12 protein-coding genes are annotated in these 11,244 nt (G+C 69.1%); all 12 read right to left on the reverse strand.

The window, feature by feature from the left end; genetic code table 11:
- Position 1: 1 nt before the first annotated feature.
- From VGM20_13555 to VGM20_13610, 12 genes are read right to left on the reverse strand one after another with little or no spacing between them, the layout of a single operon-like run.
- Positions 2–835 (reverse strand): tetratricopeptide repeat protein, encoded by an 834-nt coding sequence (locus VGM20_13555; GenBank protein HEY4101893.1) that lies wholly within the window; start codon positions 833–835, stop codon positions 2–4.
- The gene (locus tag VGM20_13560; protein HEY4101894.1) at positions 832–2,454 is read right to left on the reverse strand and encodes a tetratricopeptide repeat protein; all 1,623 of its coding nucleotides are present in this window, start codon (positions 2,452–2,454) and stop codon (positions 832–834) included. The genes VGM20_13555 and VGM20_13560 overlap by 4 nt, the downstream gene beginning before the upstream one ends.
- Positions 2,454–4,460 carry a DnaA/Hda family protein gene (locus VGM20_13565; protein HEY4101895.1) on the reverse strand — a complete coding sequence of 669 codons (2,007 nt, stop codon included), beginning with the start codon at positions 4,458–4,460 and terminating at the stop codon, positions 2,454–2,456. The genes VGM20_13560 and VGM20_13565 overlap by 1 nt, the downstream gene beginning before the upstream one ends.
- Positions 4,461–4,467: 7 nt before the next feature.
- Positions 4,468–5,073, reverse strand: coding sequence for a GTPase domain-containing protein (locus VGM20_13570; GenBank protein HEY4101896.1), 606 nt, complete (start codon positions 5,071–5,073; stop codon positions 4,468–4,470).
- 1 nt (position 5,074) lies between these two features.
- A complete protein-coding gene (locus tag VGM20_13575; GenBank protein HEY4101897.1) occupies positions 5,075–5,542 on the reverse strand; it encodes a hypothetical protein in 468 nt (155 codons plus the stop codon).
- The gene (locus VGM20_13580; protein ID HEY4101898.1) at positions 5,542–5,895 is read right to left on the reverse strand and encodes a roadblock/LC7 domain-containing protein; all 354 of its coding nucleotides are present in this window, start codon (positions 5,893–5,895) and stop codon (positions 5,542–5,544) included. Before VGM20_13580 ends, VGM20_13575 begins: the two co-directional genes overlap by 1 nt.
- Entirely contained in the window at positions 5,892–6,650 is a 759-nt protein-coding gene (locus tag VGM20_13585; protein ID HEY4101899.1) for a hypothetical protein, read from the reverse strand. The genes VGM20_13580 and VGM20_13585 overlap by 4 nt, the downstream gene beginning before the upstream one ends.
- Positions 6,643–7,569, reverse strand: coding sequence for a DUF4388 domain-containing protein (locus VGM20_13590; GenBank protein HEY4101900.1), 927 nt, complete (start codon positions 7,567–7,569; stop codon positions 6,643–6,645). Before VGM20_13590 ends, VGM20_13585 begins: the two co-directional genes overlap by 8 nt.
- Entirely contained in the window at positions 7,569–8,708 is a 1,140-nt protein-coding gene (locus VGM20_13595; protein ID HEY4101901.1) for a tetratricopeptide repeat protein, read from the reverse strand. The genes VGM20_13590 and VGM20_13595 overlap by 1 nt, the downstream gene beginning before the upstream one ends.
- A gap of 1 nt (position 8,709) precedes the next feature.
- Positions 8,710–9,333 (reverse strand): chemotaxis protein CheC, encoded by a 624-nt coding sequence (locus VGM20_13600; GenBank protein HEY4101902.1) that lies wholly within the window; start codon positions 9,331–9,333, stop codon positions 8,710–8,712.
- 31 nt (positions 9,334–9,364) lie between these two features.
- Positions 9,365–10,867, reverse strand: a complete 1,503-nt coding sequence (locus tag VGM20_13605; protein HEY4101903.1) for a chemotaxis protein CheW — start codon at positions 10,865–10,867, stop codon at positions 9,365–9,367.
- The gene (locus VGM20_13610; GenBank protein HEY4101904.1) at positions 10,864–11,229 is read right to left on the reverse strand and encodes a response regulator; all 366 of its coding nucleotides are present in this window, start codon (positions 11,227–11,229) and stop codon (positions 10,864–10,866) included. Before VGM20_13610 ends, VGM20_13605 begins: the two co-directional genes overlap by 4 nt.
- Between the last annotated feature and the right edge of the window lie 15 nt (positions 11,230–11,244).

Here is an 11,244-nt window from a genome sequence, read left to right on the forward strand (position 1 = left end):
ATCAGGCGAAGGGCGAACGTGGCGGAGTCCCTCCGGCCGCCATGGTGTCGAGCAATTCCCGGCACCGCGCCGCGTGAGGCGAATGACGGATCGCCGCGCCGACGGCCCACGCTTCACGTGCGCCGTCATGCTGGCCTTTGCGCCAGAGGGCGCGCCCGAGTTCGGCCCACCCTTCCGCGAGGTTCGGGCCGAGTGTCACGGCGCGCCGCAGCATCTCGATGGCATCGGAGGGCATGTCGCGTTCGAGGTAAGCCACGCCGAGCCAGAAATTGGCGTAGAGCGCAGCGCGCGCATCACCGCTGCGTGCCGCCGCGCGCGAGAGATGCTCGATCGCTTCACCGAGAATTCCCTTGCGCAGGCAGATGGCACCCACGGCAACGCGCGCGAGCCCGTGCTCGGGTTCCCGCAGCAACACCTGCAGACATAGCTGCAACGCCTCGTCATTCCGGTTCTGATACATCAATGCCCAACCCAGCAACGCTTCCGCAGTGGTACTTGTCGCGTCGAGCGAGATGGCGTGCCGCAGTTCGGCCTGCGCCGTGGTCCAGTCGCCGCCCGCGAGTGCCGTCCATCCCCGCTCCACATGTGTCGAGGCGCCGATATGATCGTGCCGTGCCGTCGCCGCGCCGTCCTGGGGCAACGCCTTGAAGCGCTCGACCAGTTCCCGGATCCGTTCCTTGAATGCAGCGAGGTCGGTGATCGTCGACTCGGTCCGCTTGAAGAGTGCGACGATGGCGCCCCGGACCGCCGCGCGATCGGCGGGCGCGACCGGCTGGCGCATCGCTTCCTCGAGTCGATCGAATTCCTCCTGCAGCGCCGGAAACTCGTCGCTCATGCAGCGGCTCCGGCGCCGGCGAGGTTGGACCGCGCCAGGGCGTGCTCGGGGTTGAGTCGGATCGCCTCTTCCCAATGCCGGCGCGCCGCCGCGAGGTCCCCACGCCGGCACGCGAGATTGCCGAGCTTGAAGTAGATGTCGTCACCCAGGCCCGGGGCGAGCTTGGTGGCGCGATCATACGCCTCTTCCGCCTCGTCCCAGCGCCCGGCACGATAGAGGAGGTCGCCGAGATTCTTGGAGATCTGCGGGATCGTCGGATCTTCGCCGAGCGCGTGACGGAGATGTGCTTCGGCTTCGCCGACCTCGCCGGTCCCCTCGAGGAGCACGCCGAGGGTCGTGCGGAGCACTGGATGATCGGGAAAGGCCTGTACTCCCTCACGCATCGTCGCGACCGCATCGGGCCACGCCTCCGACAGCCCCTGGGCCCACCCGCATCCCCAATACCACCGCGCCGGCGGCTGCGCCGCGCCGAGGAGGTCACGCGCCCGCGCAAAGCGTTCGAGCGCGTGGGCCGGATCGACGCGACGAAGCGCGAGGAGGCCGAACGCAGTCCACAGCCGCGGATCGTGAGTGTTGCGCTGCAGCGCTTCGGTGAGCGCCGCTTCGGCGTCGTCGAGCCGGCCCGACGCTTCGAGTGCCAGCGCGAGATTGTGCAACACCGCGACGCGGGAGGAATCGCGCTCCGCCGCGCGCTGGAAGAAGTCGACAGCGTCGGTCCACCGCGCCTGACGCAGGGCGATCAGTCCGAGGTAGAACGGCGCCATCGCATCGGTGGGGCGCAGTTCATTCACGCGACGGAACTCACGCTCTGCTTCGGCGAGCATCCCGGTGCGATAGAACGCAATGCCGAGATTGCGATGCTCGTCGATCCGCGACAGGTCTTCCCGGGGCGGCGGCGGCGGTGCCGTCGAGACGCGCCGCAGGCGACCCGCGGTGAGCAGGCCGAAGAGGACGCGGCAGATTTCGAATTCGCTGAGGCCGGTGCCGTCAACGATCTCACGAACCGTGTTGATCCCGTTGATGAAAGGGAGGACTCGCCGTTCCGACTCCACCAGCTGGGCATCGTCGTCGACCGCGGCGCGCGGCTCGCCGTCCACGGCATAGACCGCATCGACAGTGGTGATCTTCTTGGCGATAACGCTCCACTCGTCGACACGTCGCGCCCCCTCGAGGAGCAACCCTTCCGGATTGAGGCGGAGCACGGCATCGGGGACGTCGGGATCGGCGCCAACTTCGAACGAGAAGGTGCCACTGGTCCATGAGAAAAGCGTGTAGATGCACTCCTCGACCTGGCGACGGAGTTCGCTCTCGAGTTCGCCGGCGGTGACCAGCCCGAGATGGACCAGCATCTCGCCGAGACGTCGTCCCGGCATAGCGACCTGTGCCGCGATCGCTTCCTCGAGCTGCGCGGCGGTGATCCGGCCCGCGGCGACAAGCCGCTCGCCGATCCGGTCGATGCGTGACACCATCCCCGCGAAGGTGATCCATCCTTCGTCGAACCAGATCGAGCCGAAGTTGTGCTCGCTCGCCACCGAGAGACATCCGGTGCGCCGCCCGAGGAAGAGCAGCTGCACCACATCGGGAAGCGACGCCTCCTTGAGTGAGCCCTTGATCGCCATCAGCTCCACTCCTCGAGCATGCGTTCGGCGATATCGGGCCACGTCGCAATCATCTTCTCACGCGAGCGGATCGCACCGCTTCCCGGCGCCAGCAGTCCGCTGCCGCGCCGATGCGGGCGCGAGGACGGCGTCGCGGTGCCGTCGAGCAGCGTGCGCGCCAGCTCGACCGTGAGCGGGGTCTGGCGATCCTCCGCGGCGCCGATCAGGCGCTGGACGAGTTGCTGCACCTCGCGCAGTGAGGCGGCGGGGCGCGACGCCACGAAGTCGACGAGGTCGGGATCGACCGGCGCCGGCCCTCCGCCGAGCAGCCGTTCAACCTCGAAGATCCGCGCTTCGCGGTCGGGCGCACCGAGCTCGAGGACCAGCCCTCCGGAGAGACGCGTCGCAAGGCGCGGTTCGATGCCGGGGAGCTGCGCGGGGGCGGCCGGCGCGGTGAACGCCATCTGCAGGCCGGCCTCGAGCATGATGTTGTAGAGCTGATACAGCTCTTCCTGGCTGCGTTCCTTCCCCGCCACCGCGCTGACATCGTCGATCAGCAGCGCCTGACAGCGGCGCAGCCGCTGGCGCCACCGCCCGATCGACCCGCTGCCGAGCGCCGTCACCAGGCCGTCGACAAATTCCTTGCCGTCGAAGACCGCGACCCGCGTCAATCCCGCCGCGCGCAACGCGTGAGCAAACGCGTGCAGCAGGTGGGTCTTGCCGACCCCGGGGCGGCCGACGATCACCAGCGGGTTGTATCGCTGGCCCGGCGCGGCCGCGGCCTGGCGAATCGCCTCGACGACGGGCCGGCTCGACGGACCTTCGGCGAATTGCGCCAGCGCATAGCGCGGCGACGGGCCCGGCAGTGGATCCCCTGCTTCGCGCGCCTCAACCACCAGCAGCTCTGCCTCGGCGACCCGGTCGGGATCGTGCAGCACGGTTTCGACCAGGAGCGATGGTGCCACGATCTCGAGCTCGTCCTGCAACTGGCGCAGTGCGCTCACATCAGCATCGAACGCCGCCAGCGCTTCCGCCGGATCGACCGCAATTTCTTCGGCGAGGATGGCGTCGAGCCGCGCGGTGTGAAATCCCTCTCCGCGATACCTGAGCGCGGCCTCGGTGACGCGCTGCCGCCAGCGATCGACCTGCTGCGACACGGCGTTCGATACATCGGAAAGGAACGCATCGAATTCGCCGTCCATCGTATCGCCGCGCGCCGCGGGCGGCCGTCCCTCCGGCGCGCCGCTCGACCGCTGCGTGGCGACAGTGCCGGCAGACGGACTTGCTGGTGCGACGGCGCCCGGCGGCTCGTGATGCCCGAGGGTCGCGAGGACACGCCGCGCTTCGTCGGCGGTGATCGGCGACGATGCCACCGCCTGCTGGGCGATGAGCCGATTGAGCGCTCCGAGCAGCTCGCGGACGGTCCCGATTCGCAGCTCGGCTACGGCCGCGAGGACCTCCGGAAAGAACTCGATCTGCCGTTCGCCGGCGCGGCGCGACAGAATCGCGAGGCGCGTCTCGTAATCCGGCGCCCCGATGTCGATGACGAGGCCGCCGGCAAAACGGCGGATCAATCGTTCATCGAGCGACTGGATCTCTTCGGGCGGTCGGTCGCTGGCCAGGACGATCTGCCGGTCGGCCGCCATCAACAGGTCGATGAGCCGCAGCAATTCCGATTGCAACTCTCGCTGGTCACTCAGCAGCTGCGCATCGTCGACGAGGACGAGATGGGCTTCGGTGAAGCGGCGTCGATATGCCTCGGCCTGCCCCGCGGCGAGCGCCGCGTGATACGCCTCGACGAAATCGTCGACCGTGACGTATTCGACGATCCGCGCCGCGTCGATCGACTGCGCTTCGTGGCCGATCGCGGTAAGCAGGTGCGTCTTGCCGAGACCCGGCCGCGCGTAGAAAAAGAGCGGGTTATACGCGGCCCCCGGCGCCTCCGCCACCGCCTTCGCCGCGGTCGCCGCCAGTCGATTGGACGATCCGACGACGAATGAGGCAAACCGCGCGTGGGGATTCAGCATCGGCATCTCAGCGCGACCGGGCGCGTGCCGGCGCGAGTTGCCGCATCATCAGCATGATCGCCGCGTGGAGCGCTTCGAGGACCCCATCGCCCCGAAGCGGCGAACAGGGAAAGCTTGGCTGGCCTTCCGGATTGAGTTCGGCGTCGAGCGAAGCCGGCGTGAGCAGCAACTCTTCCGGCAGGTCGCGCTTCGTCTGCAGGAAGACGATCGGGACCGTCCGCGGATGGCCGTCGTGATCGTCGAGATTCTCCCGCAGCGACGCGAGTGCGGTGATGTTTTCGGTGAGGCGTCCTGCCTGCGAATCCGCCGCGAAGAGCACCGCGTCGGTGTCGGCGAGAATCAGGCGGCGCGTGGCGTCGGCGTGGCGTTGATCGGGAACGGCGTAGAGGTGCACGCGCACGCGCCATCCTCCGATGGTTCCGAGATCGAGCGGAAGCCAGTCGAGAAGCGGCGCCACCGACACGTCGGTGCCGAGCGGCGTGAAAGCGCCGCGGCGCTCGGGCGCGACGCGATCCTGAATGCAGTGGAGGATCGTCGTCTTCCCGGATTGCGGCGCGCCATACACCACCAGCGTCGCGGCGATCTCCTGACGGTCGGTATCGAGGCGCGCCACGTCAGTGCGCTCCGAAGAGTGCGCGGAGCGAGTCGTCGAGTTCGCGCTCGAATCCTTCGGCCAGCACTTCGCGCACCGGGACTGTCGGCGGCGTGGCCGCCACGATCTGTTCGGCAAACCGGGTGAAGAAGAGCCGCACCAGGCCGACCGACGACTCCCCGCCGAAGACCACCAGGCCGATCCAGCGCCCGCGCGGCGTGTCGAACCCGGCGAGCCACACGCCGCGACCGATCCCCTGATGCACCACAGCACCGAACCCGTCGCGGGTCCCGAGCAGCGTGGCGAGCTCGCCGGTCGTCGCGAGAATGCCGGCGCCGAGCGCGGCAGCAGCCATGACATCGAGCGAGCGCGTGAATCCATGCTGCGCAATGACCTGCCCGGAGCTGGTCATCACCAGCGCGACGCGCGCCGACGATTCGCGGAGAAACTCCGCCAGCGGTTCACCCACCCACGGTTCGAGGACGCGCATCAGCCGAGGGCACCCGCGAAGTCTCGCAACAGCACGCGCAACCGGCCGAGTTCCGCGTCGGGTCGCGCGACCGCCACGAGCCAGAGCGGCACCACGCCCGCGACGGCGAAGATCGCACCACCCTCCGCGACGAACTGCACCGACGTCGGCGCCGATCCGTCCACGCTGGAGGTCGCGCGGCCGGCGCGCGCGATGATGGCGGCAGCGAGTGCGGCAACATCCGCTGTCGCGAGATCGTCCATCGCGGTTTCGGCGACGATCAGCCCGTCGTCGGACGAAATGACCAGCGCGCCGCGGACACCGGGAATTCCGGTCACCTCGCGCATCGCCGCATCCCATGGGGCAGCCGTCACCGCATCGTCCCCAGCCATTGCCGCGCCGCAAACATCGCGCGTTCGCCGTGCGCGAGAAGCCGGCCGATCGGAATTGCCGCCGGGCGATGCAGGATCAGAGCAGCATCGTCGGTGACCGGGAGCATCGCGATCGTGGCGCTCGGCGACTCGATGGCGACGTAGCGCACCACGCCCAGCTCGAGCAGCCGCGCCGCACGGCTGGCTTCGCGCGTGAGTCCCGCACCTTCGGCCGCAAGGAGATCTGCATCCGATGCGTCGTCACCCGCACCCCCGCCGGTGAGCCGCATTCCCTGCGTGTCGTATAGCAGCGTCCCGTGCATCGGATCCGCGAGGCGCGCCGGCTCGTCCACGCTGGTCGATGGTCGCAGGGCGCGGACCCGGTCGAGGGCGGCAAGTACCGTGGCGTCATGCGGTGCGCGCATCGCGGCGAGTTCGAGATGCCGCTCCGCCGCGCCGAAGTCATGCGCCCTGAACGCCACGAACGCGAGCCCCTTTCGCGCGCCGATGTGGGCCGGATCGCACTCGAGCGCTGCACGCCATGCCGCGACCGCGGCCGCATCGTCTCCCTGATCGGCGCGAATCCGGCCGAGGAGATCGTGCGCATCCGCGACCGACGGATAGTGCCCGAGGCCCGCGAGCGCGACCGCCGCGGCCGCGGCAAACTGACCACGCTGGCGCAGGCGTTCGCCAAGTTCGAGGAAAGCCAGCCGCTGCGGAAGGGAGTGGGTGGTGCCAGGAAGGGAAGCGTCAGTCACGGGCGTCGCGAAGCGCCTCCATCATGGTCCGGGCCGCCTGCATCAATGCCGTCGCCTCGTCGCGGCGATCCGGTTCGTCCTGTTGCCAGCTGCGCCACGCGTCGATGGCATCTTCGAAGCGACCGGCCCCGATCTCGGCCAGCCCGAGCGCGCGCCACGACTCGGCGTCGTGCGGATGCGCCGCGAGACGGTCGCGAAGGAGCCGCGCCGCTTCTTCGTACCGTCGAGCCTCGAGCGCCATCCGTGCTGCCAGCAGCGGGTTGCTCCGTGCCGGTCGCAGCTCAAGTATAGTGGCGGCGCAGAGCGACTGAATCCGCTCGGCCACCTCTTCCAGTGGTTCGTCGAGCGCCGCAGCAAGCTCCGAGAGATCGCGAACCCCGTCCACGCGATCCAGAATGCGCCAGTCAAGCGGCACCAGTGCCGGCACCGCGCCCGCCGCCAGTTGATCGGCCGGGACGAACGCCGGCACCACGTGGAATTCATCGAGGACCGGCGCCAGCTCGACGCGGCGGGTTTCGGCCGCGACCAGCGCGAAGACGAGGTCGTCGGTCGAGATCGAGAGCGCACCATCGGCCGGCGCGGTCTCCTGGAAATCGAATCGCCCGCGATGCCAGTGCAGCATCGCCGTGATCGCGCGGTGCGCCAGCCGCGTCCGCATCGCGCGCGCCCGCGGACGCCGCAGGACCTCCGCATCGTCGCGCGCATCGGTCGATGTGATGACGTGACGATCGATCAATGCCCGGCGAGTCGCCTCGTCACCGGCATCCGGTTCGACCGCCACGATCGCCCCGTCGGTGATCCGCAGCAGGCACGGCGGATCGACGTCGCTTCGGCTGACGCGCAGCACACCGCTGCGCTTGCCGCGTTCGAGCAGCTGCAGGACCTCGATCAGACCGATCTCGCTCAATGGTCCGTGCATCAGGCCCCCGCGAAGAGCGTGGCGAGTTGCCGCGCCGATCGTGCGTGGCGGCGGCTGGCCAGACCGAGATCACCCGCGGGATCAACCCGGCCCACGGTGGCCCAGTCATCAAACGCTTCGTCGTAGCGTCGCAGCTTTGCCAGCACGACCCCGCGGTGGAAGAGCGCGGCGGTCTGTGACGGCTGATGGGCCAGGACCTGATCGAACACTGCGAGCGCTTCGCCGAGGTGCGCAGTCTGCAGCAGTGATCGCCCGAGGGTCAGGAGCACCTCGTCGGTGTGCGACGCCGACTCGCCGTCGCCGCTCTCGGCCGGGAGCTCGACCAGGGTTCCAGCGGCATCGCGCTCGAGCAACCAGACTTGTGGCAAATACCATGGAGAGATGAGCAATGCCCGGCGGATGGCAGCGAGCGCGTCGCCGTGCATTCCCATCCGCTCGAAGGCGAGGCCAAGAGTGAAGTGCGCCCGCGCCGAATCGGGATCTGCCGCAGCGGCAGCGGCCAGCAGCGGCAAAGCCTGGGCCGGATCCTGGTCCGCCAGCGCCGCGTAGCCGGCGAGAAAATGCAGCTGCGGTTCGATTGGCGATCGGTCGAGTCGCGGGGCGAGCACGGCCCGGGCGCGATGCGGAAACCCACGCCGCAACATCGCCAGCGCACGGTTGTGCGCGGCAGCCGACGAGTGCGCCGCGAGCGCCCGATCCCACGCGGCGTCTGCTGCGACGCGTTCGTGTCGCTGCTCGTGCAGGACCGCGAGCCCGTTCCACGCCTGCGTGGCAACCTCCGGATCTTCGATCGCCGCGCGGTAGCACGCTTCCGCCACCGCGGATTCCTGCTGCCGATGGGCGGCAACCGCTGCGGCAAGCGGATTTCCGGTGGGCCGCCGATCGCTCGGTGACTCGTCGTCCGCCGCGAGGAGGATCCCGTCGGTGCGCCCGGCGGCGAGCCGTTCGAGGGCGCGGATCGCGGATGCGGGCGCGTCCGGCATCGCGACGGCGCGCCGCGCGGCATCGAGCGCCGTGGCGTGCTCGCCGCGGCGCGCGGCGAACCAGGCGAAATTGTTGAGGGTCGTGGCACCGGCACGAGCAAGTCGACGGCTGAGTGCCGCCACGATCAGCAGATCCTGCGCCCGCTCGCCCGGCACGTCACTCGATCCGGATCGCCTCGAGAATCGCGCGAATCGATGCCTGGTCAGGCATCAACAGGAAGGCACCGGTCAGGGGCTCACCGGTCCCTTCGGCGCGGAACGATGTATCGACGCAGAACACCAGATCGCCTGGCGCCTCCCTCGGATCGGCGGTCGATCCGATCGCCTGCGCCGTCGGTCCGATCGTCAGCGAAGGGACCGACGGCAGGAGCATCATCCCCATGAAGTTGCTCAGGGCGGTGAGATATGCCGAGCAGACGATGTTGCCGACCTCCTTGAGCCCCGACTGCTCGAGCTCGCCGAGGGCGCGCGGCGGCCCGGGAGGGCGCCGGAGAATCAGGTCGCACAACCGCGTGGCGTCGTACTCTCCGAAGGTGAGCAACGCCCGGCCGGTGAGATCGCCGAGCATTCGCATGGCGACGACCGCGACATGATCGCCGAAGGCGCGCACCATCGTCGGCACTTCACCGAAGTGCACCCGGCGCACGCTGGGCACCGAGATCATGATGCGCTGATCGGTGAGCTGCGAGAGTGCGGTCGCGGCGTGCCCCGCGCCGATCGTCGCGACTTCGCGCAGGCCGTCGTGCCGGAGCGCTTCGATGTCGTTCGGAGTCGAGGTCATGAGAAAGTCCGGTCAGGAGTCGTCGGGCGAGTCATACCACGCTCGCCAGGTCCATCATCAGCGCCGGCAAACCGTCATCCAGCACCGTCGCACCGGTAATCCATCGTGCCATCCCCGCCGGCCGATCGATCGGTTGCACCACGGCGTCGACCTGGCCGTGCACCGCATCGGCGAGGAGCGCCACGCGCTGGCCGTTGGCCTCGACCACGACCACCGGGCGATGCTGCGGCGGATCGTCGCCGCGATACTGCAGCAAGCGACGCAGGTCGACGATCGGCAGTGCGTCGCCGCGAACGAAGAGCACCGCTCGGCCATCCTGCTGTCCGATCGATCCGGCTTCCGCCGCCACCAATTCCACCACATGCGTCAGCGGCATCACATACCGCTCCGACCCGATGCTGGTCACCAGTGCCCGCACGATGCCGAGTCGCGTCGGAAGCCGGATGCCGAAGATCGTCCCCCGGCCCGGCACCGTCGACAGCGAGAGGGACGCGCCCATTTCGCGCAGCCGCGCGACGACCACGTCGAGCCCGACACCGCGTCCCGACACCTCGGTGACCTGCGACGCGGTGCTGAATCCCGGTCGCTCCAGCACCGAGAGCAGCCCGTCGTCGGTCAGCACGGCGCGACTGTCGAGCATCCCCATCTCCCGGGCACGGCGCGCGACAGCGTCACGATCGATTCCGCGCCCGTCGTCACCGACCTCGACCACCACCGCGTCACCGTCGCGGCGCGCGACGACCGTGATCCGCCCGGCGGGGCGTTTCCCTGCCGCGCGCCGCTCGTCCATCGTCTCGATCCCGTGGTCCACCGCGTTGCGCATCAGGTGCAGCAACGGATCGGCGAGTTGATCGAGAATCGCGCGGTCGACTTCGAGCCCCTCGCCGGTGATCTGCACCTGCACTTCGCGACCGAGCTGACGCGCCAGATCCCGAACCATCGGCGGCACGCGCTCGAACACTTCGGCGAGCGGCGCCAGGCGGACGTCGAGGATGCGCGATTGCAGCGTGTCGAGCCGCCGGGCCATCCGGAGCGCCGCCTGCGAGATCGTCGAGAACGGGTCGATTTGTGCTCGCCGCTCGAGCTCCTGCCGCGCCGTCACGAGCGCGCCGAGATCTCCGAGCAGTGCGTCGAGCCGATCGAGATCGACGCGAACGATTCGTGCACCCCGTACCGGTGCAGCTGATTCGGTATCGGCCACCTCGCTCGATGCAATTGCCGCTTCGCATGCGAGCGTCACTTCATCGAGCTCGATCGCGAAGGCGCGCAGCCACGCCGGTGTCGCCACCTGGCCGCCGCGGCGAACATCGCTCAGCCGCGTTTCCGTCGCGTGAACCAGGTCGGTCGCGGCCGCAAACTCCAGCGATGCCGCCATCCCCTTGACCGTGTGCAGCGCGCGGAAGATCTCCTCGGCCGGCTCACGCTCGGCGGGTGTGTCGATCCACAGGTCGAGCGCGCGACGTGCGCCGCTCAGCAGCGACCGCGTCTCCGACGCGAAGAGAGCGACGTAACGTGCGCGGCGCGGATCGGTCATCCACCCAGTACGCGCTGAACCGCTTCGAGCACCCGCGCCGGCTGAAACGGCTTGACCACGAAGTCCTTGGCGCCGGCCTGGATCGCTTCCACCACCAGCGCCTGCTGGCCCATCGCGCTGCACATCAGGATCCTGGCCGCCGGATCGGCCGCGACGATCGCGCGGACCGCATCGATGCCGCCCATGTCGGGCATCACGATATCCATCGTGACGAGATCGGGCTTGAGCACCTTGTAGCGGTCGACCGCCTGCAGGCCGCTTTCCGCCTCGCCGACCACGTCATAGCCGGCACCGCTCAGGATGTCGGCGATCATCGTTCGCATGAAGATCGCATCGTCGCAGATCAGGATCCGGTGCGCCACGCAAAGTCCTCCGGC

It is taken from the genome of Gemmatimonadales bacterium (genome assembly GCA_036500345.1).
Classification (GTDB): Bacteria; Gemmatimonadota; Gemmatimonadetes; order Gemmatimonadales; family GWC2-71-9; genus Palsa-1233.